At 68.5% G+C, this 24,546-nt stretch carries 29 protein-coding genes; 21 read left to right on the forward strand and 8 right to left on the reverse strand.

Features of this window, described 5'->3' with window-relative positions; genetic code table 11:
- Positions 1–93 precede the first annotated feature (93 nt).
- A complete protein-coding gene (locus Q8N10_RS16390) occupies positions 94–411 on the forward strand; it encodes a DUF72 domain-containing protein (RefSeq protein ID WP_371133899.1) in 318 nt (105 codons plus the stop codon).
- Positions 412–500: 89 nt separating this feature from the next.
- Here Q8N10_RS16390 and Q8N10_RS16395 read toward each other — a convergent pair whose 3' ends face one another.
- Positions 501–809 (reverse strand): energy transducer TonB, encoded by a 309-nt coding sequence (locus tag Q8N10_RS16395; RefSeq protein ID WP_304701244.1) that lies wholly within the window; start codon positions 807–809, stop codon positions 501–503.
- A gap of 238 nt (positions 810–1,047) precedes the next feature.
- Between Q8N10_RS16395 and Q8N10_RS16400 the strand changes: the two genes are divergently transcribed.
- The 7 genes from Q8N10_RS16400 (at position 1,048) to Q8N10_RS16430 (ending at position 7,675) form a co-directional block, all read left to right on the forward strand.
- Positions 1,048–3,000, forward strand: coding sequence for a methyl-accepting chemotaxis protein (locus Q8N10_RS16400; protein ID WP_304779696.1), 1,953 nt, complete (start codon positions 1,048–1,050; stop codon positions 2,998–3,000).
- A gap of 119 nt (positions 3,001–3,119) precedes the next feature.
- Positions 3,120–4,031 (forward strand): SDR family oxidoreductase, encoded by a 912-nt coding sequence (locus Q8N10_RS16405; RefSeq protein WP_304779693.1) that lies wholly within the window; start codon positions 3,120–3,122, stop codon positions 4,029–4,031.
- Between the two features lie 98 nt (positions 4,032–4,129).
- Positions 4,130–4,498 carry a hypothetical protein gene (locus Q8N10_RS16410; RefSeq protein WP_304779690.1) on the forward strand — a complete coding sequence of 123 codons (369 nt, stop codon included), beginning with the start codon at positions 4,130–4,132 and terminating at the stop codon, positions 4,496–4,498.
- Between the two features lie 26 nt (positions 4,499–4,524).
- Positions 4,525–4,938, forward strand: coding sequence for a hypothetical protein (locus tag Q8N10_RS16415; protein WP_304779687.1), 414 nt, complete (start codon positions 4,525–4,527; stop codon positions 4,936–4,938).
- A 79-nt stretch (positions 4,939–5,017) separates the two neighbouring features.
- Entirely contained in the window at positions 5,018–5,641 is a 624-nt protein-coding gene (locus tag Q8N10_RS16420) for a TetR/AcrR family transcriptional regulator (RefSeq protein ID WP_304779684.1), read from the forward strand.
- A 4-nt stretch (positions 5,642–5,645) separates the two neighbouring features.
- Complete coding sequence (locus Q8N10_RS16425) at positions 5,646–6,692, forward strand: alpha/beta hydrolase (RefSeq protein ID WP_304779681.1); 1,047 nt, start codon at positions 5,646–5,648, stop codon at positions 6,690–6,692.
- Positions 6,692–7,675, forward strand: coding sequence for an NADPH:quinone oxidoreductase family protein (locus tag Q8N10_RS16430; RefSeq protein WP_304779678.1), 984 nt, complete (start codon positions 6,692–6,694; stop codon positions 7,673–7,675). The genes Q8N10_RS16425 and Q8N10_RS16430 overlap by 1 nt, the downstream gene beginning before the upstream one ends.
- Here Q8N10_RS16430 and Q8N10_RS16435 read toward each other — a convergent pair.
- Positions 7,672–8,904 carry a hypothetical protein gene (locus tag Q8N10_RS16435; RefSeq protein WP_304779675.1) on the reverse strand — a complete coding sequence of 411 codons (1,233 nt, stop codon included), beginning with the start codon at positions 8,902–8,904 and terminating at the stop codon, positions 7,672–7,674. The genes Q8N10_RS16430 and Q8N10_RS16435 overlap by 4 nt on opposite strands.
- A gap of 117 nt (positions 8,905–9,021) precedes the next feature.
- Between Q8N10_RS16435 and map the strand changes: the two genes are divergently transcribed.
- Positions 9,022–9,768 carry a type I methionyl aminopeptidase gene (map, locus tag Q8N10_RS16440; protein ID WP_304779672.1) on the forward strand — a complete coding sequence of 249 codons (747 nt, stop codon included), beginning with the start codon at positions 9,022–9,024 and terminating at the stop codon, positions 9,766–9,768.
- 27 nt (positions 9,769–9,795) lie between these two features.
- Here the strand turns inward: map and Q8N10_RS16445 are convergent, their stop codons facing one another.
- The gene (locus tag Q8N10_RS16445; RefSeq protein ID WP_304779669.1) at positions 9,796–10,473 is read right to left on the reverse strand and encodes a hypothetical protein; all 678 of its coding nucleotides are present in this window, start codon (positions 10,471–10,473) and stop codon (positions 9,796–9,798) included.
- A 96-nt stretch (positions 10,474–10,569) separates the two neighbouring features.
- Here Q8N10_RS16445 and rpmH point away from each other — a divergent pair, with 96 nt between their 5' ends.
- The 10 genes from rpmH to dapD all read left to right on the forward strand — a co-directional run bounded on the left by rpmH (position 10,570) and on the right by dapD (position 19,100).
- Positions 10,570–10,704 (forward strand): 50S ribosomal protein L34, encoded by a 135-nt coding sequence (rpmH, locus tag Q8N10_RS16450; protein WP_215343146.1) that lies wholly within the window; start codon positions 10,570–10,572, stop codon positions 10,702–10,704.
- Between the two features lie 23 nt (positions 10,705–10,727).
- Positions 10,728–11,120, forward strand: coding sequence for a ribonuclease P protein component (rnpA, locus tag Q8N10_RS16455; protein WP_304701228.1), 393 nt, complete (start codon positions 10,728–10,730; stop codon positions 11,118–11,120).
- Positions 11,121–11,131: 11 nt separating this feature from the next.
- Positions 11,132–12,928, forward strand: coding sequence for a membrane protein insertase YidC (gene yidC / locus Q8N10_RS16460; RefSeq protein ID WP_304779666.1), 1,797 nt, complete (start codon positions 11,132–11,134; stop codon positions 12,926–12,928).
- A complete protein-coding gene (yihA, locus tag Q8N10_RS16465; protein WP_304779664.1) occupies positions 12,925–13,602 on the forward strand; it encodes a ribosome biogenesis GTP-binding protein YihA/YsxC in 678 nt (225 codons plus the stop codon). Before yidC ends, yihA begins: the two co-directional genes overlap by 4 nt.
- 62 nt (positions 13,603–13,664) lie before the next feature.
- Complete coding sequence (locus tag Q8N10_RS16470) at positions 13,665–14,807, forward strand: acyl-CoA dehydrogenase family protein (protein ID WP_304779661.1); 1,143 nt, start codon at positions 13,665–13,667, stop codon at positions 14,805–14,807.
- Between the two features lie 86 nt (positions 14,808–14,893).
- Positions 14,894–15,652, forward strand: a complete 759-nt coding sequence (locus Q8N10_RS16475; RefSeq protein WP_304779658.1) for a Crp/Fnr family transcriptional regulator — start codon at positions 14,894–14,896, stop codon at positions 15,650–15,652.
- 43 nt (positions 15,653–15,695) lie between these two features.
- Complete coding sequence (locus Q8N10_RS16480; RefSeq protein WP_304779648.1) at positions 15,696–16,634, forward strand: ribose-phosphate pyrophosphokinase; 939 nt, start codon at positions 15,696–15,698, stop codon at positions 16,632–16,634.
- A gap of 62 nt (positions 16,635–16,696) precedes the next feature.
- Complete coding sequence (gene argB / locus Q8N10_RS16485) at positions 16,697–17,611, forward strand: acetylglutamate kinase (RefSeq protein WP_304779645.1); 915 nt, start codon at positions 16,697–16,699, stop codon at positions 17,609–17,611.
- Entirely contained in the window at positions 17,608–18,270 is a 663-nt protein-coding gene (locus Q8N10_RS16490) for a pyrimidine 5'-nucleotidase (protein WP_304779642.1), read from the forward strand. Before argB ends, Q8N10_RS16490 begins: the two co-directional genes overlap by 4 nt.
- A complete protein-coding gene (gene dapD, locus Q8N10_RS16495) occupies positions 18,270–19,100 on the forward strand; it encodes a 2,3,4,5-tetrahydropyridine-2,6-dicarboxylate N-succinyltransferase (RefSeq protein WP_304779638.1) in 831 nt (276 codons plus the stop codon). The genes Q8N10_RS16490 and dapD overlap by 1 nt, the downstream gene beginning before the upstream one ends.
- On the opposite strand, the gene Q8N10_RS16500 is transcribed toward dapD, so the two are convergent.
- The gene (locus Q8N10_RS16500) at positions 19,097–19,558 is read right to left on the reverse strand and encodes a cupin domain-containing protein (RefSeq protein WP_304779634.1); all 462 of its coding nucleotides are present in this window, start codon (positions 19,556–19,558) and stop codon (positions 19,097–19,099) included. The two genes, dapD and Q8N10_RS16500, sit on opposite strands and share 4 nt — an antisense overlap.
- A 48-nt stretch (positions 19,559–19,606) precedes the next feature.
- Here Q8N10_RS16500 and dapE point away from each other — a divergent pair, with 48 nt between their 5' ends.
- Complete coding sequence (dapE, locus tag Q8N10_RS16505; RefSeq protein ID WP_304779631.1) at positions 19,607–20,767, forward strand: succinyl-diaminopimelate desuccinylase; 1,161 nt, start codon at positions 19,607–19,609, stop codon at positions 20,765–20,767.
- On the opposite strand, the gene truA is transcribed toward dapE, so the two are convergent.
- Positions 20,764–21,501 carry a tRNA pseudouridine(38-40) synthase TruA gene (gene truA / locus Q8N10_RS16510; protein WP_304779628.1) on the reverse strand — a complete coding sequence of 246 codons (738 nt, stop codon included), beginning with the start codon at positions 21,499–21,501 and terminating at the stop codon, positions 20,764–20,766. The two genes, dapE and truA, sit on opposite strands and share 4 nt — an antisense overlap.
- Positions 21,501–22,427 carry a methionyl-tRNA formyltransferase gene (fmt, locus tag Q8N10_RS16515; protein ID WP_304779626.1) on the reverse strand — a complete coding sequence of 309 codons (927 nt, stop codon included), beginning with the start codon at positions 22,425–22,427 and terminating at the stop codon, positions 21,501–21,503. The genes truA and fmt overlap by 1 nt, the downstream gene beginning before the upstream one ends.
- An 87-nt stretch (positions 22,428–22,514) precedes the next feature.
- Here fmt and Q8N10_RS16520 point away from each other — a divergent pair, with 87 nt between their 5' ends.
- On the forward strand, positions 22,515–22,847 hold the full coding sequence (locus tag Q8N10_RS16520; protein WP_304779623.1) for a hypothetical protein: 333 nt from the start codon (positions 22,515–22,517) through the stop codon (positions 22,845–22,847).
- Between the two features lie 43 nt (positions 22,848–22,890).
- Here Q8N10_RS16520 and Q8N10_RS16525 read toward each other — a convergent pair whose 3' ends face one another.
- Both Q8N10_RS16525 and def read right to left on the reverse strand, forming a co-directional pair.
- A complete protein-coding gene (locus Q8N10_RS16525) occupies positions 22,891–23,781 on the reverse strand; it encodes a hypothetical protein (protein WP_304779620.1) in 891 nt (296 codons plus the stop codon).
- Between the two features lie 253 nt (positions 23,782–24,034).
- Entirely contained in the window at positions 24,035–24,544 is a 510-nt protein-coding gene (gene def, locus Q8N10_RS16530) for a peptide deformylase (RefSeq protein WP_304779617.1), read from the reverse strand.
- Positions 24,545–24,546 lie beyond the last annotated feature (2 nt).

Genomic DNA, 24,546 nt, shown 5'->3' on the forward strand with positions numbered 1-24,546 from the left:
CATAGACTCGCCGGCCTTCCAGCGATCCCAGATCTCAGCCCGCTGGGCCGCCGAGTAGTAGATCCTCTTTCGCTGCTTCATCGACCACGCTCCATCTCCCAAGGAAAGTTAGCGTGTTGCGGTCACCGGTTGAGCCCACCGATGATCCCCGACGTCACGGCGGACTTCGTCTATGCGCGCCTGATCGACGGCTCCGACGACATCCCCACCGGCTACGATCCCGAGGGCCTGGACAAGTGGGCCCGGCGGTTCACGCAGTACGCGCAAGGCCGCTGCCCCGACGATCTGACCCCCATCGACCGCACCGCGCCTGCCGAACAACCGGTCGACGTGTTCAGCTACTTCATCCACGAGGGCAAGGTGCGCGCGCCGGCCGCCGCGATGGAGTTGATCTCGCGGGTGAACAGGTAGGAAGCAGGCGGCTCCGCAATACAAAACGCCCCCGGCCGGAAGGCCGAGGGCGTGAATTTGCAAGAATAAGAATTCTTGGGGCTGCGGGTTTAGCCGCCGCCCGGGAAGCGCATCGGAACCTTGACGGTGCCGGTCTTCGAACCCATCGGCAGCGCTTCGGCGACGCAGAGCGCGGCCTTGTCGAAGCCCTTGTTCGGCTTGCTGTCCTCGAGCACCTTGCAGCCCGAGAGCTTGCCGGCGTCAGCGGTGCATTCCAGCATGACAATCGCCGCGTCCCGCGTGTTAGCGTTCTTCGTCAGGCAACGGCCCATGCTGTCCTCGAAGCTCCCAGCAGACGCCGAACCGGCGACGGCGAGAGCCAGGGCGCAACCGCCCAAGATCTTGAAGATATTTTTCATGCCCCACTCCTTTCTAGATTTGGACAGTTTGAGGATGAACCAGTCGGGTTAAGAGAGTCTGATGCGGCGCGTCATATTCATGGTTAAGAAATGATGAATACCTAAGGGGCGATTTTGGAGTCTCTATAGTTTGGAGATCGCCGGAAATCGCATTTGTCCCCACTTCGGTGACGTTTGGTTAGCAACCTGAAGGCATGGTGACCGAGTCGCTAACCGTGTTTTACGGGGGGAATATACAGTGAAGCGCTTCAGGCTCGTGGATACGCCGCTGATCATCAAGATCGGCTTCGCGCCCGCTTTCGCACTGGTCATGCTGGCCTGCCTGGCCACCGGAGCCATCATCCTGCAACGCGCCCAATCGGCCGAGCTGCGGCAGGTGGTGCAGGTGGACATGCCCAACAGCCTGCGAATGCAGAAGGTCTCGGAACGGATCACCGCCGTTCACGGCCAGCTCTACTTCCTGCTGACCCACCAGGCCGCCTCCATCGAGGTCGAGAAGATCGAGGGCGAGTCCCAGGCCATGCTTGCCGAGGTCGACTCCATCACCAAGGAGGTTGAGACCGCCCGCAAGACGGCCCCCGCCGATCAGAAGAAGTCTTATGATGACCTGATCAAGGCCTTGAAGAACACCCGCGACGCGCTCGACGTGATCTGCGCCATGATCGGAGCCGACTTCGGCACCGCGGCCGGCTTCGCGGCGCCCTTCGAGGAGGAATACGCCAAGATGAGCGCCACCCTCCACAAGATCGTGGAGGCTGGGCAAAAGGTCACCGACACCAACGCGGCCGCCAGCGCCGCGCGGGCCAAGACCGCTCAGACCGCCACCCTGGTGGGCGCGCTCGCCACCCTGCTGATCGCCGGCGCCCTGGCCATGAGCCTGACCTTGACCCTGCGCCGCGACGTCAAGAAGATCGCGGGCGCCACTGAGGCCCTCTCGCGCGGCGACAACGCCATCAACCTGGACGCCCTGGCCCGCAAGGACGAGTTGGGCGCCATCGTCTCCTCCCTGACGGTCTTCCGCGACAACCAGCTGCATCTCGAGAAGCTGCGCAAGGAGCACGAGGTGGCCGAGGCCTCCTCGGAAAGCGCCCGCCGCCAGAACGCCGAGGCCGCCGCGGCCATCGCCGAGGAACAGGCCAATGTGGTCACCAACCTGGCCCGCGCCCTGGATGCGCTCGCCTCCGGCGACCTGACCTATCGCGTCGACACTGAGTTCCCCGGCGACTACCGCAAGCTGCGCGACGACTTCAACGCCGCCGTGGCCAAGCTGGAAGAGGCCATGACCGCCATCGCCAGCGCGACGGCCTCCATCCAGTCCGGCGCCGGCGAGATCAGTCACTCGGCCGACGACCTGTCGCGCCGCACCGAGCACCAGGCCGCGACCCTGGAAGAGACCGCCGCGGCCCTCGACGAGATCACCGCCACCGTCAACAAGACCTCCGAAGGCGCCACTCACGGCCGCGAGGCCACCGCCTCGGCCAAGACCGACGCCGAACAGTCCGGCGAGATCGTGCGCAAGGCCGTCCTGGCCATGAACAACATCCAGGAAGGCTCCAACAAGATCAGCCAGATCATCGGCGTGGTCGACGAGATCGCCTTCCAGACCAACCTGCTGGCCCTGAACGCGGGCGTTGAAGCCGCCCGCGCCGGGGAGTCCGGCAAGGGCTTCGCCGTGGTCGCCTCCGAGGTTCGGGCCCTGGCCCAGCGCTCCGCGGAAGCCGCCAAGGAGATCAAGGCGCTCATCTCGGCCTCAACCCAACAGGTCGCCGAGGGCGTGGGCCTGGTCGACGAGACCGGCAAGGCGCTGGAACGCATCGTTCGCCAGGTCGGCGAGATCTCCAACGTGGTGGGCGAGATCGCCGCCTCCGCCAAGGAAGAGGCGCTTGGCCTCGGCCAGGTGAACACCGCCGTCAACCAGATGGACCAGGTGACCCAGCAGAACGCGGCCATGGTGGAAGAGTCCACCGCCGCCAGCCGCGTCCTCGCCGACGAGGCCGAAGAACTGGCCCGCCTGGTGGGCCGCTTCCGGGTCAGCGGCGCGCCTCAGGCCGCTCGCGTCCAGGCCGCTCCGGCGCGTCACGCCCCGGCCCACCGGCCGCAGGTCACGCAACACCACGCTCCGGTCAGCCGCGGAAACACCGCCCTGGCCCACCAACCCCAGGCCGACGACGACACCTGGGAAGAGTTCTAAGCTTCTAAGTTCCAAAGGGGCGTCTGAAGGGGGACCGCTGCGAGGCGGTCCCCCTTTTCATTTGACCGACCCGGCGTCAGCGGCGCGCACTTGCTCCAACGATAAGGAGGCGCGCCGCCATGGCCGAACTGACCCAAGACGACCTGATGTTCCGGCCCGGCCTGATGAAGGGCGAACGCGTCCTGATCACCGGCGGCGGGACGGGGCTGGGCAAGGTGATGGCCGAGGCCTGCCTGATCCTCGGCGCGGAGGTCTATATCTGCGGCCGCCGCGGCGGCGTCGTGGAGGCCACCGCCAAGGACTTGATGGACGCCCACGGCGGCAAGGTGGTCGGCATCGCCTGCGACATCCGCGTCCCCGAGGCCATCACCGAGATGATGGACACCATCTGGTCCGACGGCGGCGCGCTGACCGGCCTGGTCAACAACGCCGCGGGCAACTTCATCAGCCGGACCCAGGACCTCTCACCCCGCGGCTTCGACGCCATCGCCAATATCGTGTTCCGGGGCTCGTTCTTCGTCACCCTCGACGCCGGGAAGCGCTGGATCGAGGAGGGCCGGAAGGCCTCGGTGGTCTCCATCCTCACCACCTGGATCTGGAACGGCGGCCCCTTCACCGTGCCCTCGGCCATGTCCAAGGCCGGCCTGGCCACCATGAGCCAGTCCCTGGCCGTCGAGTGGGGACCCTATGGCATCCGCTTCAACAACATCGCGCCGGGCCCCTTCCCCACCGAGGGGATGAGCGCCCGGCTCAACCCAGGCCAGCAGCGCAACGACGGGGAGGCCAGCCGCACCGGCAACCCCATGGGCCGGGTCGGCGAGATGCGCGAACTGGCCAACCTGGCGGTCTATCTGCTGCATCCGCTGTCGGCTTATGTGAACGGCCAGACCATCGCCATCGACGGCGCCGCCTGGCAGGCCTCGGGCGGCAACTTCTCGAGCCTGCGCGCCTGGACCGACGACCAGTGGACTGAAGCCAAGGAGTCCATCCAGGCGACCAACGCCAAGGACCGCGCCGCGCGGACGGTGTGAACTGCTCGCAGTTCCTTCCTCTCCGGGGGAGGAACTGCGAGTCGCTCTCGCCCCCTTATGGTTAACCAGGTCTTAAGGAGGATGGGCGAGGATGGCTCATGCGCCGCCTCCTCGCCCTCCTCGCCTTGACCCTCGCCCTGGCCAGTCCAGCCGGGGCGCAGCAGGCCCCCGGCTCGACCGCCGCGCCGGTCCTGCGAGGATTGCTCTCGGCCGACACGGCCGACGCGCCAGACGCCACAAGCCCCGTGGCCGCGACGGCAGCCGCGGCCCTGGCCCAGAGCTTCATCCCGCTCCGCGCCCTCTCCGACACGCCGGTGGCGGGCCAGGCGGGGCAGTGCCGGCTGTCCTGCGCCCAGTCCTATTACTTCTGCCTGTCCGGCGACGGCGGGGACGACTGCCCGGCCACCTGGGGCCAGTGTCGGGCCGCCTGTGACGCGCCCGGCGTTGCGGGTCTCGCCGGGGGCTGACATCCTGGGCGCCTACGGAGAGCCCCATGAAAACCCTGATCGCCGCCGCCGCCCTGTTGGCCCTCGCCGCCTGCGGCCCCAAGCCCGCCGCCGAGACCAAGACGGCCGCCGCCGCGCCGATCTCCTGCGCGGGCCTGCCCGACTACGCGCCGGTCTATCCGGGAGCCAAGATCACCCTCTGCACCCAGGGCGACTCCACGCCAGGCAAGATCGGCGGCGCCGTTGGCTTCACCAGCCGCGATGCGCCGGTCACCGTCATGGCGCGCTACAGAGGCATCGCCGCCGCCGCCGGCCTGAAGACCAGCATGGACCTCGACCAGGGCGGTTCCAAGGTGTTCTCGGCCATGGACGGCGACCGCACGATGCGTATCCAGGCCTTGCCCGAGGCTGACGGCGGCGCCACCGCCATCCTCACCTGGGGCGCGGCCAAGCCCTCCTGATCGCTCCAAGCCGTCGAGGTTGGCGCTGCGGCTTTCGAGTGTCTAGTATGACGCCCGTCAGGTTTTGAATCAGGAAGAGATGTCCCAGGTCGCTTATCTCCCGGTCGGCAAGCGCGAGCAGACCAAGGTCCAGAACCGCCAGGCCATTCTGGACGCCGCCCGCGAAGTGTTCGGGGAGTTGGGCTACGAGGCCTGCACCGTGCGCGACATCATCCGCCGCACAGGCCTCGCGGCGGGCACCTTCTACAACTATTACCGCTCCAAGGAGGAGGTCTATGTCGCCCTCTCCGACGAGGGCGCCCGGCGCTTCACCCCGCTGTTGAAGGCGCAAAGGGCCCAGTCGGCCGACTGGGAGAGCTTCGTCCGCGCCGCCATCGAGGCCTATTTCAGCTTCCTGGCCGACGAGCATCAGAGCTGGCTCGCGCGCCGTCCGCCGGACGAGCCCTTCCCGCATGTGCACGGCGAGACCCCGGAAATGACCGCGGTGTTCAACGAGGTGCGTCAGGCCATCGTCGACGAGATCGCCCGCGGCGGAGCGCCCGGCGCTGATCCCGACTACCTGGCGGCCGCCTGCATCGCCATCGCCCGCGAGGTGGGCGAGAAGATGCTGCAGCGGCGTCCCGTCGACACCAAGGGCGCGGCCGACTTCGTGGTCGCCCTGATCCAGGGGGGCGTGAAGGGGTTGCCCAAGACCGGGGCCTAGGCCGATGCCCAGTATCTCCACCCAGCGTGTCATCGTCCGCGCCCTGCTGTCCCTGCCATCGTCGCTGCTGCGGCTGCTTTCGGGCGGCGGGGTGGTCTATCGCGGCGGGCGCACCCTCGATCCCCGTCTGCAGTTCCTGGCCGCCGGCGCGGCGCGGGGGCCGGCCATGACCACCCTCAGCCCGGAGGAGGCCCGGCGGGCCAGCGCCCAGGGACTGGCGGCGCTGGGCGGCTCCCCCGAGCCCGGCGTCCGCACCGAGCCGGTGACCATCCCGACCGGCGCCGACGAGATTCCCGCGCGCCTCTACCGTCCCGAGGGGCAGGACCCGGCCGCGCCGCTGATGATCTTCGCCCACTTCGGCGGCGGGGTGATCGGCGACCTGGAGACCTGCGACGCCTTCTGCGGGATCCTGGCCCGGATCGCCCGCTGCCCGGTGCTGTCGGTGGCCTACCGCCTGGCGCCCGAGCACCGCTTCCCGGCGGGCCTGGAGGACGTGCTGGCCGCCTACCGCTGGGGCCGCGACAACGCCGCGCGCTTCGGCGCTCCGGCCGGTCGCGCGGCCATCGGCGGCGACTCCATGGGGGGCAACTTCGCCGCCGTCGTGGCCCAGGAGCTGAAGCGCGCCGGAGAGGCCCAGCCCGACCTGCAGCTGCTGATCTATCCCTGTACCGACGTGGCCAGCGAAACCGCCTCCATGACCACCTATGCCGACAGCTTCCCCCTCAGCCGCGCCACCATGGACTGGTTCATGGGTCACTATATGGGCCCCGAGGCCGACCCCGCCGATCCGCGCCTGTCGCCGGTACGCGCCCCCGACCTTTCAGGCCTGGCGCCGGCCGTGGTGATCACCGCCGGCTTTGATCCCCTGGTGGACCAGGGGGAAGCCTACGCCAAGCGCCTCAAGGACGCGGGCGTGCCCATCGCCTACCGCTGCTATGACAGCCTGGCCCACGGGTTCACCGCCTTCACCGGCGCGGTGCCCTGCGCCGACGTGGCCTGCCGCGAGATCGCGGGCCTGGTCCGTGAAGGCCTCGAAGGACGAATTCACTGATGCGTGCTCTGGTCGTCGAGGAACTGGCCGCCGACTACGGCGGCTGTGTCCTGAAGGAGATCGAGACCCCGGAGCCGCGCCCGGGCGAGGTGCGGATCAAGGTCCGCGCCGCCGCCGTCAACTTCCCCGACCTGCTGCAGACCCGGGGTGACTACCAGCACAAACCCGCCCTGCCCTTCATTCCCGGCATGGAGATCGCCGGCGAGGTCGAGGCCCTGGGCGAGGGCGTCACCCAGTTCCAGATCGGCGACGCCGTGGTGGGCGGCGCCCGCATCGGCGGCTTTTCGGAATATGCCGTGACGCCGGCCGCGATCCTGCGGCCCAAGCCCACCAACCTCTCCTTCAGCCAGGCCGCCGGCTACGCCACGGCCTATCTCACCGCCTATGTCTCCCTGGTGCGCCGCGCCCAGGTGGAGGCCGGCGAGTGGGTGCTGGTGCACGGTGCGGCCGGAGGCGTCGGCCTGGCCGCCGTGGACCTCGCCAAACACCTCGGCTGCAAGGTGATCGCGGCCTCGGCGTCGGACGAGAAGCTGGCCATCATCGAGAAGGAATACGCGCCGGACGCCACGGTGAACGTCACCGGCGGCTTCCGCGAGCGGGTCAAGGAGATCACCGGCGGCCGCGGCGCCGACGTCATCTATGACCCGGTGGGCGGCGACGTCTTCGATGAGAGCGTCCGCTGCGTCGCCTTCAACGGCCGCATCCTCTCCATCGGCTTCACCTCGGGCCGCCTGCCGGTGCTGCCGGTCAACATGGCCCTGATCAAGGGCTTCTCGGTGATGGGCGTACGGGCCGGCGAATACGGCCGCCAGTTCCCCGAGAAGGGCCGCGAGAACTCCGCCGCCATCTGGGCCCTGGCCAATGAGGGCAAGGTCCATCCTCGTGTGGACCACGAATACCCGCTCTCGGAATGGCGCGCCGCCTTCGAAAGCCTCGCCAACCGCAAGGTGGTGGGCAAGACGATCGTCCGGCCGGACCTCTAGGGAACCGGGAAGCCCGTCAGGTCCCAGGTGGCCTTGGCGCTGTTTGGCAGCACCACCACGGCGTCGTGGGCGAAGATGTAGTCGCGCAGCGCCGCCTGCTGCTCCGCGGGGACCTGGTTGGCGAACACCCGCGACCAGGGCTGGAGGGCCCGCAAGTCCAGGATCATCGGCTGCTTCGGCGGACCGTCGGGGAACAGGGCCTTCATCCACGGCCCTTCCTCGGTGACGTCGGCCTCGTAGCCGCCGGTAGGGACCACGACGATCCCGTAGGCCTCGCGGCCGTTGGCGATCGCGAACTCGTGGGCGAAGTTGGCGATGGTGAAGGCGCCGCCAGGGCTGCGGCCGCGATAGCCGTGCCAGCTGCCGAACTTGAACATCACCTTGGGCGGGGACTTGGCGCTGGCCACCTGGCGGTAGTGACCCATGAAGGCCCGCTTGAAGAGCGCCTCCCGCTCGGTGTTGTTGTAGAGCCCCACCCGCTCTCCGGCGTTGGCGCGTCGGTTGTAGGAATAGATTCGCGCCGAGGTGACCAGGCCGGTGAGCAACACCTCGGCCCGCGAGCCCGGCTTGGCGCCATAGACCGCCTTCAGCGCCTCCAGGCGCGGCAGGGTGGTGGCGTCATCGTGGAGGAAGGCGCCCTGGTTGGCGCGGGTCTCCTTGAGACGGACCTCGTCCAGCAGGGCCTGGGCGGTCGCCTTGGCCGCCGCATTGGGGGCCAGGGGGAGAAGCTCCTCCAGATAGGGCGCGACCCCTTGCGCCTGCTCCAGACCCCAGACGGCAGGATCCTCCGGCCTGGCGCTCCTGGACGCCTGGGCCAGGAAGCCGAGGTCCTGGTCCGAGGCGAAGCCGATGTGGGTGGGATAGCGCTTGGCCAGCGCGGCGATCTGACTGAGGTCGCCGCGATAGCTGTTCACCGCTTCGATCGCCAGCGGGTCCTGCTCCACCGCCAGGTAGCGATAGCCGAGGTCAGCCTGCAGGCGGCTGTATAGAGCGCCGGCGAAGATCGGGGTCTCGTGGTCGTGGTGGCTCTCGCCCAGGAAGACGAACTGGCTGTCCTTCAGCTGCCCGAACAGGGCGTCCGCCCCCGGCCCGACCAGCTTGCCGTCCGCATAGGTGAAGGGCCGGGTGTTGGCCGCCAGAAGCGCCCTGGTGTCCACCGGCGCAGGCGTCTGCGCCACCGCGCTGGTGGCCAGGATCAGGGCCCCCAGGGCCAGGAGCAGAGTTCGCATCGGTGTTCCCCCTCAGGACACCACGACCCTAGGAGCGGCGTCACAGGCGTCACAACTTAAAACGCGGCAATGTCACAGGCCCTTTGGCCGGCGCGCGTTCGGCGCCATCTTCAGCCCATGACCATCGGCAGCGAAGACGAACTCGAGAAACTCCGCGTGGCGGGCGCCCTGGTGGCGCGCACGTTGGCGGCCATGGGCGCGGCCCTGGAGCCTGGCATCACCACTCGGGAGCTGGACCAGCTGGGCCGGGCCATGCTGGAGCACGAGGGCGCCCGTTCGGCCCCGGAGGTAACCTACGACTTTCCCGGCGCCACCTGCATCTCGGTGGGGCCCGACTGCGCCCACGGCATCCCCGGCGACACGGTCATCAAGGCCGGCGACCTGGTGAACATCGACGTCTCCGCCGAGATCGACGGCTTCTTCGGCGACACCGGCGCCAGCTTCGCCGTGCCCCCCACCGCGCCGAGGATCGAGCGCCTGTGCCGCGACGGCCGCCGCGCCATGTGGACCGGCATCCGCTCGGTGAAGCCCGGCGCCAAGCTCAACGAGATCGGCCGCTCCATCGAGGGCTTCGCGCGGAAGAATGGCTACAGCCTTGTGCGCAACCTGGCCTCCCACGGGGTCGGCCGCTCGCTGCACGACGAACCGGGCGACATCCCCACATGGTTCGAACCGCAGGATCAGCGCCGCATCACCGAGGGCCTGGTCTTCACCATCGAGCCCTTCCTCTCCCTCGGCGCCGACTGGGTCGAGGAGCTGGACGACGGCTGGACCCTGCGCCCGCCCGGCCGCCAGCCCACGGTGCAATATGAGCACACCCTGGTGGCCACCTCTCGCGGGCCGGTGATCCTGACCCTGGCCTGAGCACGGGCCTGAATTTCTCACCCGCCATCAGGCCTCGCCGCAGACCAGGGCCAGGTCGGCGGTCAACTCGACCCGCTGAGGCTCGCGCCCGTCGATATCGATGCGAGCCACCCCGTCAGGCCCCGGGAACAGCACCAGGTCCGCCCGTGAGCCCCGGAACAGGGTCCCGGCGCGCGGCGCGAAGTCCGAGGCCACCGGTCCGGCCACCACGAAGCCCAGGGCCATAAGGTCGGCGGCGGCGCGATTGACGTCCAGCGCCCCCAACCACACCCGGCGCAGCCGCACGCCCGGGTCGGGCGGGGTGTCCGGCGGATAGAGCGGGCCCGAAAAGGCGGGCAGGGCCCAGGGGGCCGGGTCAGCGGCGTATTCGATGGCCGAGATCTGGGTCAGCAGGCCCTGGCCGCGCCGGAACATCAGCATCGACCACGGCTGGTCCTGCGCGGGATCGGTGATCGCCTCGCGGCGGTAGCTGCGGAACCCCCAGTCGCGCTCGGTCGCCACAGCTTCCAGGGTCGCGATCGGCCCCTGCAGGATCAGGGCGGGCGCACCGGCCTCCTGGGCGAAGATGTCGAGGAACGGGCCATTGGCGAAGCGCACGCCCCTGGAGACCACCTCGCCGCCCGGCCGATAGCCGTCCAGCACCGGCCGCGCCGACAGCCGCGAGACCGTCTCCACCAGGGCGTCGCGCCCGGGCGTACGGATCACCACGTGATCGACTCTAAACCTTTGACCGCTAACGGTTGACATCCCCAGCCCTACCCCTTATTCCCCGCCGCTCGATTTCGACCCGGAGCCAGTCCCGTGAAACGCACTTTCCAGCCCTCCCGTCTCGTGCGCGCACGCCGGCACGGCTGGCGTTCGCGTATGGCCACCAAAAACGGCCAGAAGGTGATCGCCCGTCGGCGCGCCAAGGGCCGTAAGCGCCTGACCGCCTAATACCAGGGTCCTGGGGTGTCCGCATGACGGACCCCGTCTTTCCCATCGAACATCTTAAGATCCGGCCCGATTTCCTGGCCGCGGCCAAGGCGCCTTCGTGCGCCCGTGGCGCCGTGGTGCTCCAGGCCCGCCATCGCGCCGATGATCGCCCCCTTGTCCGGGTGGGATTCACCGCGACCCGCAAGATCGGTGGGGCCGTGGTGCGCAACCGCGCCAAGCGGCGGCTGCGCGAGGCCGCTCGCGCCCTGGTTCCGACCCTGGGCAAGCCTGGTTTCGACTATGTCTTCATCGCTCGCGGCGGCGCGCCGACCCGCCCCTGGGCGCGTTTGCTTGACGATGTGAAAAGCGCGCTGATAAGCCTCGGCGCCGATAGCGACACCCGCGCGCCCGATCGCGCTTCTCCCCCTTCCGTCTGAGCGCGCGCCCCATGCAAGACAACTCGAACCGCAACACGATTATCTTCGTGGTCTCGGCGATGGCGCTGCTGCTGGCCTACCAGTTCCTGGTCATGGGTCCGCGCACCAAGGCCCGCGAGGCGGAACTGGCCCTCAATCCGCCGGCCGCCAGCGCCCAGGTCCAGGCGCAGAACCTCACCAAGGCGCCGCCCACTGCCGCCGAGACCCTGGTTTCCCGCCAGACCGCCGCCGCCGCCAGTCCTCGGGTGAGAATCGAGACGCCGGCCCTGTCGGGTTCGGTTTCCCTGCGCGGCGCCCGTCTCGACGATCTCTATCTCAAGCAGTACCGCGAGACCGTGGCCAAGAACGCGCCCCCGGTGGAGCTGCTGCGGCCTGAGGGGGCCAAGCACGCCCAGTTCGCCGAGTTCGGCTGGGCCGGCGCCAATGTGCCGGGCCTGCCCACCGCCGCCACCATCTGGACCCAGACGGCGGGCTCGACCCTGGCGCCGGGCGCGCCCGTCACCCTGCAGACCACCAACGGCGCGGGCCTGACCTTCACCCGGCAGATCTCGGTGGACGACCGCTTCATGTTCACCATCTCCGACACCGTGGCCAACACCGGGGCGGGCGCCGTGACCCTGGCCCCCTACGGCTCGGTGCAGCGCCAGGGCGTGCCCAGCGACATCGGCACAAACTCCATCGTCCACGAGGGCGCGGTCGGCTGGCTGGGCGAAGAGCTGCGGCTGATCAAGTTCAAGAAGTGGGCGAAGGACGGCGGCTCCACCATCGCCACCACCGGCGGCTGGGCCGGCATCACCGACAAGTACTGGCTGGCCGCGCTGATCCCGGCGCAGAACGAGGCCGTCCAGAGCCAGTTCCGCGTCACCAAGGCCGGCGGCGTCGACATCTTCGAGGCCAACTATGTGGGCTCGGCCCGCACGATCAATCCGGGTCGCCAGATCACCGAGACCCAGCGCTTCTTCGGCGGCGCCAAAACGGTGCCGGTCCTGAAGGCCTATGAGACCACCCTCGGCGTCCCCCGCTTCGACCAGGCCGTGGACTGGGGCATGTTCTGGTTCTTCACCCGGCCGCTGTTCCAGTTCCTGGAATTCATCAACAGCCACGTCGGCAACTTCGGCATCGCCATCCTGCTGCTCACCGTGGCGGTGAAGGTCGTGTTCTTCCCGCTGGCCAACAAGAGCTACGAATCGATCACCAAGATGAAGAAGGTGCAGCCCGAGATCGAGGCGCTGCGCACGAAATACAAGGACGATCCCACCAAGCAGCAGACCGAGCTGATGGCGCTCTATCAGAAGGAGAAGATCAACCCGATCACCGGCTGTCTTCCCATGCTGCTGCAGATCCCGGTCTTCTACGCCCTGTACAAGGTGCTGACGGTCACCATCGAGATGCGGCACGCGCACTTCTTCGGCTGGATCCAGGACCTCTCAGCCCGCGACCCGTCCACCATCTGGACCCTGTTTGGCCTGATCCCCTGGAACCCAGCCACCACGCCGATGATCGGCGGCCTGCTGGACGGCTCCTTGCACATCGGTATCCTGGCCCTGGCCTACGGCGTGACCATGTGGCTGACCACGGCGATGAATCCGCCGGTGGGAGACCCCATCCAGCAGAAGATCTTCCAGTTCATGCCGATCATCTTCACCTTCATCATGGCCCCCTTCGCCGTGGGCCTGCTGATCTACTGGACGTGGTCGAACGTGCTGACGATCGGCCAGCAGTACATCATCATGCGGCGTTTCAAGGTCGATAACCCCATCGACGACCTGATCGCCCGGTTCTCGGGCAAGCCCAAGGCGCAAGAGTGAAGACCGACGGGACCTTCGACGAGGCCGAGATCGAGGCCGCGCGCGTCCTCTTCGCGCGCCAGGCCACCTTCCTTATGGGGGCCGTGTCCGTGGACGGCCTGCCGCCCGCCGACATGCCCGAGGTGGCCTTCGCCGGCCGCTCCAACGTCGGCAAGTCCTCGCTGATCAACGCCCTGGTGGGTCACAAGAAGCTGGCGCGGGCCTCCAACGAACCCGGCCGCACCCGCGAGGTGAACTTCTTCGTCCTCGATGACGTCATTCGTCTGGTGGACCTTCCCGGCTACGGCTGGGCGCGGGCCTCGAAGGTGACGACGAAGAAGTTCCAGAACCTCGGTCGCGACTATCTGCGCGGGCGGGTCAACCTGAAGCGCGCCTACCTGCTGATCGACGCCCGGCACGGCCTGAAGGACGTGGACAAGGAGCCGATGGACGCCTTCGACAAGGCCGCGGTCTCCTACCAGATCATCCTCACCAAGGCCGACAAGATGAAGCCCGCCGAGGTCGAGGCCCTGGTGGCCAAGACCCAGGCCGCCATCATCAAGCGCCCGGCGGCCTTCCCCCGCGTGCTGTCGACCTCCTCGGAGAAAGGGTTCGGCATCCCCGAGCTTCGCGCCGAGATCGCGGCGACCTGCGAGATCGTTCCCCGCATCGAATCGGACGACCAAGCCGAGTAGCTGGCCTGACGCCGCGTGAGGGCGTTAGATCGCTGGGACCCCCGCCAAGAGGAGCCCAGGACATGCTGCAGACCGCCACCCGCGCCATTTATGACGAAGACCTCGGGCTGTTCCGCGACCAGGTCCGCAAGTTCTACGCCGTCCACCTGACGCCCCACCTCGACCGTTGGGAAGAGGAGGGCCTGGTCGACCGCGCCTTCTGGCTGGCCTGCGGCGAGGCGGGCGTCCTCTGTCCGCAGGTTCCCGCCGAGTACGGCGGCCTCGGCCTCGACTACCGCTACAACGCCGTCATCGGCGAGGAGCTTTCCTATGCCGGCTCCACCGCCGGCATCACCCTGCAGTCCGACATCGTGGTCGATTACCTGATCAACTACGGATCGGAGGAGCAGAAGCGCAAGTGGCTGCCCGGCATGGTCTCGGGGCACGTGATCACAGCCATCGCCATGACCGAGCCCGGCGCGGGCTCCGACCTGCAGGGCATCCGCACCACCGCGATCCGTGACGGCAACCACTACGTCGTCTCCGGATCCAAGACCTACATCACCAACGGCCAGAACGCCGACCTGGTCTTCGTGGTGGCCAAGACCGACCCGGCGGCCGGATCCAAGGGCATCTCGCTTGTCCTGGTGGAGACCGACCGCGCCGGCTTCAAGCGCGGCCGCAACCTCGACAAGATCGGCCAGAACTCCGCCGACACCTCGGAGTCGTTCTTCGAGGACGTCCGCATCCCGATCACCAACTGCCTGGGCGAGGAGGGCCGCGGCTTCGCCTATCTGATGAACCAGTTGCCCCAGGAGCGGCTGCAGATCGCCATCGCCGGCCAGGCCGGGGCCCAGCGCGCCTTCGACGAGGCCGTGAAGTTCACCAAGGAGCGCAAGGCCTTCAAGCAGGCCATCTTCGACTTCCAGAACACCCGCTTCACCCTGGGCGCCCTGAAGGCCAAGCTGCAGGCTGGCTGGGCGCACCTGGACTGGTGCATGGCCCGGCACCTGAAGGGTGAGCTCACCGCCGCCGAGGCGTCCGCCGCCAAGCTCTTCCACACCGAACTGCAGTGGGAGGTCTGCGACGCCGCCCTGCAACTGCACGGCGGGGCCGGCTACATGAACGACTACCCCATCGCCCGGCTGTGGCGGGACGCCCGGGTGCAGCGGATCTACGGCGGCACCTCGGAGATCATGAAGGAGGTCGTGGCGCGGTCCATCTGATCGGATCGGCCCGTCAGACAACCAGCAAGCGGAGCCATCTGACCTGACCCGCGTTGTTCAGGGGTCGGAGCTCGGGGAGTTGTCGAATGAACAAGGTCATCAGCGCGCTGGAACCCAAGCCGGAGATGAGCGAGCCGCATCCCAGGGTGGCCAACCGCCTGCTGGGCGCTCTCGGCAGCCGGGACTACGCGATTCTGGAACCGCATCTGGAGCTGGTGGCCATGCCGCGCGGCAAGGTGCTGTTCGAGCCCGGCGACGACGTCCACACCACCTATTTCCCCTGCCGCAAGACCATGGTCTCGCTGCTGATCGTCACCCGTGACGGCCGCGAGGTCGAAGCCGCCACCATCGGCCGCGAAGGCGCGGTGGGCGGCATCGTCAGCGACGGGCACAAGCCGGCCTTCGGCCGCGCGGTGGTCCAGGTCCCGGGTTCGGCCTTCGCCATCTCCACCAGCCACCTGGAAGCGGCCAAGCTCGGCTCCACCCGCTTCGGCGACCTGTTCTCCCGCTATGCCGACGCCCTGCTCGCCCAGATGATGCAGGGGGTGGCCTGCAACGCCCTGCACTCGGTGGAGGAACGCTGCGCCCGCTGGCTGCTGGCCACCCATGACCGGGCGGGCGATCACATCATCCAGCTCACCCAGGAGTCCCTGGCCGAGATGCTGGGGGTCCAGCGCACCACGGTGTCGGCCGTCACCTCATCGCTGGCGACGCGGGGGCTCATCAAGACCTTGCGCGGCCGTGTGCAGATCCTTGACCGCAAGGGCCTCGAGCGGGTCGCGTGCGAATGCTACGAGGCCGTCGAGGGCCACTTCGCCCGCGTCCTGCCCGAGGTGGACATCTAGGCCCCCTCGGCTATAGGACCCCCGCAGCAGCGGGAGATGAGTCGTGGGTGATATCGCCATCTTCAGCGGCAGCGCACACCCGGACCTGGCGCGCGAGATCTGCCGGCATCTCGAAGTTCCGCTCTCGCCTTCCCGCCTGACCCGCTTCGCCAATGACTGCCTGGAGGTTCAGCTCGAGGCCAACTGCCGCGAGCGCGACGTCTTCCTGATCCAGCCCATCGTCGCGCCGGTGCAGGAGCACCTGATGGAGCTGCTGCTGATGCTGGACGCCGCCCGCGGCGCCTCGGCGGCCCGTATCACCGCGGTCATGCCGCACTACGCCTATGCCCGCTCCGACAAGAAGGACGCGCCGCGCATCTCCATCGGCGGCAAGCTGGTGGCCGACCTGCTGGCCACCGCCGGCGCCCAGCGGGTGCTGACCATGACCCTGCACTCGCCCCAGGTGCACGGCTTCTTCTCCATGCCCGTGGACCACCTGCACGCCCTGCAGGAACTGGCGCGCCACTTCGCCGCCGAGGATCACTCCAACACCGTGGTGGTCTCGCCCGATCTCGGCAACGCCAAGGAGGCCGCGGCCTTCGCCCGCCTGCTGGGAGCCGGCGTCGCCGCCGCCGCCAAGCAGCGCTTCTCCGGCGACCGGGTGGAGATCAGCGCCATCATCGGCGAGGTCAGCGGCCGCGACGTCATCGTCCTGGACGACGAGATCGCCAAGGGCACCACGGTCATCGAACTCATCGCGCACCTGCGCCGCGAGAACGTCCGGTCGATCCGGGTCGCCTGCACCCACGGCCTGTTCGCCAATGACGCGGCCCGCCGCATCCTGGCGGAGCCCGGCGTGGAAGAGTTGATCACCACCAACACCGCCCCGATCTCGGAGAAGGACCGCGCCTCGGGCCTGAAGGTGCTGTCGGTGGCGCCGGCCCTGGCCGAGGCGATCCGCCGGATTCACAATGGCGAGTCGGTGAGCGCCCTGTTCGCCTGACGTGACAGGGGGGCTCTCGTCGGCTAATCGACCCCCTCCAAGTTGATGGAGCGCCGCGCGCCGTGACCGAGACCCCCGAAGAGCAAGGCTGGGCCACCGCGAAGACCCTGGCCGAGGCCCTGCCCTACATCCAGCGCTACGACCGCGAGACCGTGGTGATCAAGTACGGCGGCCACGCCATGGGCGAGGAGTCCGTCGCCCGCCTGTTCGCCGCCGACGCCGTGCTGCTGAAGCTGCTGGGCCTGCATCCTGTCGTCGTGCACGGCGGGGGCCCACAGATCTCCCGCATGCTCAACAAGGCCGGGGTGAAGTCGACCTTCATCGACGGCCTGCGGGTGACCGACGAGGCCACCATGGAGGTCGCCGAGATGGTGCTGTCGGGGGCCATCAACAAGGAGATCGCCAACTGGATCACCCTGGCCGGCGCCGAGGCCGATGTGCGCGGCGTGGGGCTGTCGGGCAAGGACGCCCGCCTCATCACCGTCCGCAAGGTTGAGCGCAGCAAGATCGATCCCGACAGCAACATCGAAAAGGCCGTCGACCTGGGCTTTGTGGGGGAACCCACCCGCATCGATCCGCAGCTGATCCAGGGGCTGATCTCGGCCGATCATGACTACATCCCGGTGATCGCTCCTATCGGCGTCTCCGAGGAAGGCCAGACCTTCAACATCAACGCCGACACCGTGGCCGGCGCCCTGGCCGGAGCGCTGAAGGCCAAGCGCATGCTGCTGCTCACCGACGTCACCGGCGTCCTGGGCGCCGACGGCGAACTGATCCGCGAGATGAGCATCACGCAGGCCAGGAGTGCGATCGCCACCGGCGTCGCCTCCGGCGGCATGATCCCCAAGCTTGAGACCGCCATCGCAGCGGTGGAGTCCGGCGTCGAGGCCGTGGTCATCCTGGACGGCCGCCGTCCCCACGCCATGCTGGTGGAGCTGTTCACCGAGCACGGGGCCGGCACCCTCATCACCCGATGACCGCCGACCTGACCCATATCGACACCTGGCTGTTTGATCTCGACAACACCCTCTATCCGGCGGAGTCGGGCTTCATGAGCCAGGTCGAGGGTCGGATGACCGACTTCGTGGCCAGGGTCACCGACCTGCCGCGCGACCAGGCCTACACCCTGCAGAAGAAGTATCTGGCCGAACACGGCCTGACCCTGCGCGGCCTGATGCTGAACCACGGCGTCGACCCCGCCGACTTCCACGCCCTGTTCCACGACCTGTCCCTGGAACTGCTGGCCCAGGACCCCGACCTGGTGAGCGCGCTGTCCCAGCTGCCTGGCCGCCGCTTCATCTTCACCAACGCCGATGAGAAGCACGCCGAGCGGGTCCTGGCCCATCTCGGCCTCGCCGACCTGTTCGACGATGTCTTCCACATCCACTCCTTCGGCTTCACGCCCAAGCCGGACCCCGTGGGGTTCCAGCGGATGCTCGACGCCCACGGCCTGGATCCCCGCGCGACGAGCTTCTTCGAGGACTCCGAGCGCAACCTGCAGCCCGCCTACGACCTGGGCATGACCACGGTGCTCGTGGGACCTCAGGCGCAGCACTCCACCGCACCTTTCGTAAACCACCGCACCACCACGCTCACGCCGTTCCTCACGGGCGCGCGTCTGAAGGAAGCCGTCTGATGTCCCTAGACCTGAAGTCCGTGATCGAAGCCGCCTGGGAAGCCCGCGACGGCGTCAACACCGGCACCACCGGCGAGGTCCGCGAGGCCGTCGAGGAGACCCTGAACCAGCTCGACGCCGGGACCCTGCGGGTCGCCAGCCGCGGCGATGATGGCGTCTGGACCACCCATCAGTGGGCCAAGCAGGCGATCCTGCTGTCCTTCCGGCTCAGCGCCAACCAACTGATCGACGCCGGCGCGCCGCACCCCTACTGGGACAAGATCCCGCTCAAGTTCACCGGCTGGGACGCCGCCCGCTTCGAGGCCGCGGGCTTCCGCGCGGTGCCCGGCTGCATCGTGCGACGCGGCGCCTATATCGCCCGCAACGTCATCATGACCCCGTCCTTCGTGAACATCGGCGCCTATGTCGACGAGGGGACCATGGTGGACACCTGGGCCACGGTCGGCTCCTGCGCCCAGATCGGCAAGAACGTCCACCTCTCGGGCGGCGCCGGCATCGGCGGGGTGCTGGAGCCCCTGCAGGCCAACCCCACCATCATCGAGGACGACTGCTTCATCGGCGCCCGCTCGGAGGTCGCCGAGGGCGTGATCGTGCGCAAGGGCAGCGTGCTCTCCATGGGCACCTTCATCACCTCCACCACCCGCATCGTCGACCGCAAGACCGGCGAGGTCTTCCAGGGCGAGGTGCCGGCCTATTCGGTGATCATGCCCGGCTCCATGCCCAATCCGGTGGACCCGGCCCTGCCCTCCATCAACTGCGCGGTCATCGTCAAGACCGTGGACGAACGCACCCGCTCCAAGACCTCCATCAACGAACTGCTGCGCGACTAGTCATAGGGCGTGCCGTCCCGGTGGTGGGTGCGATCGGAGCCCTCCAGCAGCACCATGTCGACGTCGGGATAGTCCACGAACTCCGAGCCGTCGGGCAGGCGCGTGCCGACCTCCAGCACCTTGGCGTCACGGTCCGAGCGGTTGACCAGGTGGTGGCCGTTGGGATCGCCGGATCGGAACCCCGCGCAGTCTCCGGCGCGCAGCACGTGCTCGCCCTCATCGTCGATCAGGATCACTTCGCCCTCGACCACCCAGACGAACTCGTCCTCCTTGGAATGCCAGTGCCGCTGGGATGACCAGACGCCTGGCGCCAGGGTCAGGAGGTTGACGCCGAACTGGGTCAGGCCCGCCGCGTCGCCCAGCTTCTGGCGCCGCCGCGCCTTGCAGGGCTCGTCATAGGGGGCGGGATAGCCGCTGCCGGTGCGGGTCAGCGCCGCTGCAATATCGATCTTCGGCATGTCACGTTCCATTTGCGTGAGGCGAGGCCGCAAGCGTAAAGCCGGGCCATGAGCATCGCCACCCAGATTGATCCCGTCGCCCTGACCCAGGACCTGATCCGCCGTCCGTCGGTGACCCCGGCCGACGCCGGCGCCATGGATATCGTCCAGCAGACCCTTCAGGGCCTGGGTTTCGCCTGCCGGCGCATGAAGTTCGGTGAGATCGAGAACCTCTACGCCCGCTATGGGACCGCCAGCCCCAACCTCTGCTTCGCTGGCCATACCGACGTGGTGCCGGTGGGGGACGCGGCCGCCTGGAGTTCCGAGGCCTTCGCCGCCGAGATCATCGACGGGGTGCTGATTGGCCGGGGCTCGGTGGACATGAAGAGCGGCGTGGCCGCCTTCGCCGCCGCCTGCGCCAAGGCCATCGCGGCGGGCCAGGTCACGGGCTCCCTGTCCTTCCTGATCACCGGGGACGAGGAGGGGATCGCCACCCACGGCACCAAGATGGTGGTCCAGGCGCTGAAGGCCGAAGGCGAGATCATCGACCACTGCGTGGTGGGGGAGCCCTCCAGCGCCGAGACCTTCGGAGACATGATCAAGATCGGCCGTCGCGGCTCGATCAATGTCGAGATCGTGGTGGAGGGCGTCCAGGGGCACGTCGCCTATCCGCACCGCGCGGCCAATCCGGTGCCCGTTCTGGTCGCCCTGCTGCACCGCCTGTCGGAGACCGAGCTGGACACCGGTTTCCTGGGCTTCCAGCCCTCGAACCTGGAGGTCACCACGGTGGATGTGGGCAACGCGACCACCAACCTGATCCCGGCCGCCGCCAAGGCCCGGCTGAACATCCGCTTCAACCCCAACCACACCGGTCAGAGCCTGGCCGACTGGATCGAGGGTGAGGCCCGCGAGGCCCTGGCCGGCTTCCAGGGCAATATCGTGGTGACGCCCTCCATCAGCGGTGAGGCCTTCCTCACCGAGCCCGGCCCTTTCACCGACGTGGTGGCCGCCGCCGTGGCCGACATCACCGGCAAGGCCCCCGAACTCTCCACCACCGGCGGCACCTCGGACGCCCGCTTCATCCGGGCCCTGTGCCCGGTCGTCGAGTTGGGCCTGGTGGGCAAGACGATGCACGCCGTCGACGAACGCGCGCCAGTTGAAGAAATACGACAGCTGCAGGCGGTCTATGAGCGTCTGATCGAACGCTACTTCCAGGCCTTCAAGGCCTAGTACCTGACCGCCGTCAGATACAGCCCATCGGCCGGCGCCACCGGCCCGCAGGCCGTGCGATCGCGCGCCTCCAGAGCCGCCCGCACGTCCTCGACCTCCCAGCGGCCGACGCCCACCTCGGCGATGGTGCCGGTCATGGAACGGACCTGCCGGTGCAGGAAGGAGCGCGAGGCGAACTCCAGCACCACCTCGTCGCCCTCGCGGCGAACCCGCGCGAAATCCATGGTCTTCATCGGCGACTTGGCCTGGCAGGCGAGGTCGCGGAAGGTGGTGAAGTCGTGGTGGCCGATCAGGGTCTGGGCCGCCGCATGCATGGCGTCGGCGTCCAGCGGCTTCCTCACATGCCAGACCCGGCCCCGGTCCAGGGCCGGCGGGCTCTCGCGGTTGAGGATGCGATAGAGGTAGCGCCGCTCCGTCGCGGAGAACCGGGCGTGCCAGTCGCCCGTGGCGATCTCGCAGTCCAGCACCGCGATCGGCTCGGGGACAAGGTGGGCGTTGATGGCGTTGCGCACCACCTGCGGCCGCCAGTCCTTGTCGATGTCGATGTGGATCACCTGCCCCAGCGCATGGACACCGGTGTCGGTGCGCCCCGCCGCATTGACCCGCACGTCCTCGCCGCAGAAGGCGTGGGCCGCTCGCTCCAGGGAGCCCTGCACGGTGGGCAGGTCGGCCTGGGCCTGGAAGCCCTTATAGGGCCGGCCATCATATTCGATGGTCATGCGGTAGCGGGGCATCAGAGAACGACCGTCCCCGCCGCCACCGGCAGGCCACGCAGGAAGACCTCGGCCTCCTGGGGCCCCCGACCCTCCCGCTGCACCCGCAGCAGGCGCACCGCCCCCTCGCCACAGGCGATCAGCAGCCTCTCATCGAGGACTTGTCCGGGAGCTCCAGACCCCTCCTCCACCTGGGACAACAGGGCCTTCACCCGCACCGGCCCCTTCTCGGTGGGCAGTTCGAACCAGGCGCCCGGGAAGGGCGACAGGCCGCGGATCTTGCGGTCGATCTCCGCGGCGGGCTTGGTCCAGCGCAGCCGCGCCTCCTTGGGGCGGATCTTCTTGGCGTAGGTCAGGCCGTCCTCGGCCTGCGGCGTGGCGATCGCCTCACCCTTGGCCACTGCGGCCATGGTGCGCACCAGCAGGTCCGCGCCCACCGCCGCCAAGCGGTCATGCAGGGTCCCGGCGGTCTCCAGGGCGTCGATGCGCAGGGTCTCCGAGGCCAGGACCGGCCCCTCGTCCAGGCCCTCGGTCATCGCCATGACCTCGACCCCGGTCACCCGGTCGCCGGCCATGATCGCCCGCTGGATCGGCGCGGCCCCGCGCCAGCGCGGCAGCAGGGAGGCGTGCAGGTTGAAGGACCCGAGCCTGGGCGCGCCCAGGACCTCGCCCGGCAGGATCTGACCGAAGGCCACCACCACGGCGGCGTCGAGATCGAGGGCGGCGAAGGCGGCGATCTCTTCGGGATCGCGCATGGAAACCGGTGTCCGCACCGGGATGCCGCGTTCGAGCGCAAAGGCGTGGGCCGGCGACGGCTTCAGCTCCTGTCCCCGGCCGCGCGGGGCGGGCGGCTGAGAATAGACCGCCGCGATCTCGTGGCCCGCCTCCACCAGGGCCGACAGGCAGGCGACAGCGAAGTCGGGGGTTCCAAGAAAGGCCAGGCGCATGGGGCTTCGTTTAGCGGCGCGGGGGGAAATAGGGAACCGCAAGCAAGCGTGGCCGTTACTGCCACGCTTCACCCGGAGATTTGTTCTATGCGCTACGCCCTCGTCGCCCTCGCCGTCGCCACCCTTTCGGTGGCCGCCTGCTCCAGGTCCGAACAGTCCGACGCCGGGGAGAACGCCAAGGCCGCCGCCGCCAAGATCGGCGAGGCCACCAAGGAGGTCGCCACCAGCCCCGAGATGAAGGCGGTGGGCAACGACATCAAGCAAGGCGCGGCCGAAGCCGGCGCTGTGGCCAAGGACGCCTTCGCCACCGCCGGCGCCGAGTTGAAGGAAGGCGCCGACAAGGCCGGCGACAAGGCCAGCCAAGCCGCCGCCACCGCCGACGCCAAGATCGACGCCGCCGCGGCCGACGCGAAGAACTAGAAGATCACTTCCCTCCCCTGCGCTGCGGGGGAGGAATGAAAGTTCACCCCGCCTTCTGCCCCGCCTCCAGCCGTTCGAACGCCATCTCGGTGGCGCGGATCAGGCCCAGATAGGTGATGCCGTAAAAGATGCGGATGTCGGCCCGCAGGGCGGGCGTCAGGATCCATGCTCCCTCCCTTGGGCCCTTCTCGATCCATCCCGCGGCCTCGATATCCCGCAGCACCGACAGGACGTGGCTGCGGGAGACCTGGTAGTGCCGGGCGATGGCGGCCACCGACAGCTCGACCTCGCCCAACGGCGGGAAGGCCCCTCCGGTGTCGGCCTTGGACATCACCTCGAACAGGATCAGCAGCCCCGCCGAGCGCACGGCCAGCGCGTTGAACGCCGCGATGTCGGGGTTGGGCGAGCCCGCGGCCATCATCGATTGATCCCCCATCATCGCCATCAGCATGGCGAAGACCTCCGGCTCATCGAACCGGGCCAGCATCAGGTCGACCTCGTCGGTAAGGTGGCTGAGGGCCTCGAATTCGATCCGCATCCGTCCCCGGAAGGCCGCTTCCATGGCGGCCGTCGGCTTGTAGGGCCGGCTGTGGCCGTTGGCGGCCTCGGCGCGGGTCACGTAACCGATCAGCTGCAGCCGCAGCAGCACCGCCGTCGCGGTCCCCGCGCTGAGGATGCCGCTCTTGCCCGACAATTCCCGCAGACGCCGATGGGTCAGGCCGCCGCTGGCGTCCAGATAGAGGGCCAGCACCCCCAGCAGGAAGCGGCTCACGTCCTTGACGTCGCGGTGCAGGGTCGGCGCGGCGTCGTAATAGGCCACCGCCCCGCGCACGGAGCTGCGCATGGCCTCGTCCAGCCCAGGCCGGGTGAGGAAGGCGTCGAGCTGGTTATAGGGGAAGGGCCGGTTGTGACCCGGCGGCGGGGTGTCGGTCATGGGCGCCGGGAACAAATCCTCATCTTGGTGACCGTACCAGAAAACGCCATCACGGCCCGTCGGCTCTGCTGCTATCGAGCGCCCAGGTCCGGAGCGCTTACCGGCCCGCGTAGGCGACCGATCGAACCGCGGCCCTGAAAAGGATTATCGGGTGAGGTCGGGATCGGATCCCGGGGGGGATCTGGTCGGGGCAGTCGGTCACGTCCATGACCGGTCGTCCCCTCCCGCGCGGGCGGACTCCTCACGAAGGTCTCTAGGCGGCCCGGACCTGCTTCTTCACCTTGGCGACCGCCCGGTCGCGCTTCAGGCGCGAGAGGTAGTCGATGAAGAGCACGCCCTTCAGGTGATCCATCTCGTGCTGGATGCAGACGGCGTACAGGCCCTCGGCGTCCTCGATCACTTCCTCGCCCTGATAGTTCAGGTACTTCAGCTTCACCCGGGCGGGGCGCTCGACCTCGTCATAGATCTCGGGGACCGACAGGCAGCCCTCTTCGTAGGGGGCGGTGTCTTCCGACGACCAGAGGATTTCCGGGTTGACGAAATAGCGGGGCTCCGGCGGGGTGTCAGGGGCCGCCAGGTCCATGACGATCACCTGCTTGGGCACCCCGACCTGGATCGCCGCCAGGCCAATGCCCGGCGCGGCGTACATGGTCTCCAGCATGTCGTCCATCAGGGCGCGCAGCGCGTCGTCCACCACCTCGACGGGGGTGGAGACCTGTTTCAGCACGGGATCGGGGACAACAAGGATTTCGCGAAGAGCCATGG

The organism is Phenylobacterium sp., from assembly GCF_030693625.1.
In the GTDB taxonomy this organism is placed as follows: Bacteria; Pseudomonadota; Alphaproteobacteria; order Caulobacterales; family Caulobacteraceae; genus Phenylobacterium; species Phenylobacterium ferrooxidans.

What these genes read in the sequence shown, in the direction of transcription:
- truA (WP_304779628.1), bottom strand. Translation starts at nt 21,501, where the DNA reads ATGCCCCGCTACCGCATGACCATCGAATATGATGGCCGGCCCTATAAG.
- Q8N10_RS16475 (WP_304779658.1), top strand. Translation starts at nt 14,894, where the DNA reads ATGAACAAGGTCATCAGCGCGCTGGAACCCAAGCCGGAGATGAGCGAG.
- fmt (WP_304779626.1), bottom strand. Translation starts at nt 22,427, where the DNA reads ATGCGCCTGGCCTTTCTTGGAACCCCCGACTTCGCTGTCGCCTGCCTG.
- Q8N10_RS16500 (WP_304779634.1), bottom strand. Translation starts at nt 19,558, where the DNA reads ATGCCGAAGATCGATATTGCAGCGGCGCTGACCCGCACCGGCAGCGGC.
- Q8N10_RS16525 (WP_304779620.1), bottom strand. Translation starts at nt 23,781, where the DNA reads ATGACCGACACCCCGCCGCCGGGTCACAACCGGCCCTTCCCCTATAAC.
- Q8N10_RS16470 (WP_304779661.1), top strand. Translation starts at nt 13,665, where the DNA reads ATGCTGCAGACCGCCACCCGCGCCATTTATGACGAAGACCTCGGGCTG.
- Q8N10_RS16405 (WP_304779693.1), top strand. Translation starts at nt 3,120, where the DNA reads ATGGCCGAACTGACCCAAGACGACCTGATGTTCCGGCCCGGCCTGATG.
- Q8N10_RS16435 (WP_304779675.1), bottom strand. Translation starts at nt 8,904, where the DNA reads ATGCGAACTCTGCTCCTGGCCCTGGGGGCCCTGATCCTGGCCACCAGC.
- def (WP_304779617.1), bottom strand. Translation starts at nt 24,544, where the DNA reads ATGGCTCTTCGCGAAATCCTTGTTGTCCCCGATCCCGTGCTGAAACAG.
- Q8N10_RS16420 (WP_304779684.1), top strand. Translation starts at nt 5,018, where the DNA reads ATGTCCCAGGTCGCTTATCTCCCGGTCGGCAAGCGCGAGCAGACCAAG.
- Q8N10_RS16425 (WP_304779681.1), top strand. Translation starts at nt 5,646, where the DNA reads ATGCCCAGTATCTCCACCCAGCGTGTCATCGTCCGCGCCCTGCTGTCC.
- map (WP_304779672.1), top strand. Translation starts at nt 9,022, where the DNA reads ATGACCATCGGCAGCGAAGACGAACTCGAGAAACTCCGCGTGGCGGGC.
- Q8N10_RS16490 (WP_304779642.1), top strand. Translation starts at nt 17,608, where the DNA reads ATGACCGCCGACCTGACCCATATCGACACCTGGCTGTTTGATCTCGAC.
- Q8N10_RS16430 (WP_304779678.1), top strand. Translation starts at nt 6,692, where the DNA reads ATGCGTGCTCTGGTCGTCGAGGAACTGGCCGCCGACTACGGCGGCTGT.
- yidC (WP_304779666.1), top strand. Translation starts at nt 11,132, where the DNA reads ATGCAAGACAACTCGAACCGCAACACGATTATCTTCGTGGTCTCGGCG.
- dapD (WP_304779638.1), top strand. Translation starts at nt 18,270, where the DNA reads ATGTCCCTAGACCTGAAGTCCGTGATCGAAGCCGCCTGGGAAGCCCGC.
- Q8N10_RS16410 (WP_304779690.1), top strand. Translation starts at nt 4,130, where the DNA reads ATGCGCCGCCTCCTCGCCCTCCTCGCCTTGACCCTCGCCCTGGCCAGT.
- Q8N10_RS16520 (WP_304779623.1), top strand. Translation starts at nt 22,515, where the DNA reads ATGCGCTACGCCCTCGTCGCCCTCGCCGTCGCCACCCTTTCGGTGGCC.
- dapE (WP_304779631.1), top strand. Translation starts at nt 19,607, where the DNA reads ATGAGCATCGCCACCCAGATTGATCCCGTCGCCCTGACCCAGGACCTG.
- Q8N10_RS16415 (WP_304779687.1), top strand. Translation starts at nt 4,525, where the DNA reads ATGAAAACCCTGATCGCCGCCGCCGCCCTGTTGGCCCTCGCCGCCTGC.
- Q8N10_RS16395 (WP_304701244.1), bottom strand. Translation starts at nt 809, where the DNA reads ATGAAAAATATCTTCAAGATCTTGGGCGGTTGCGCCCTGGCTCTCGCC.
- rnpA (WP_304701228.1), top strand. Translation starts at nt 10,728, where the DNA reads ATGACGGACCCCGTCTTTCCCATCGAACATCTTAAGATCCGGCCCGAT.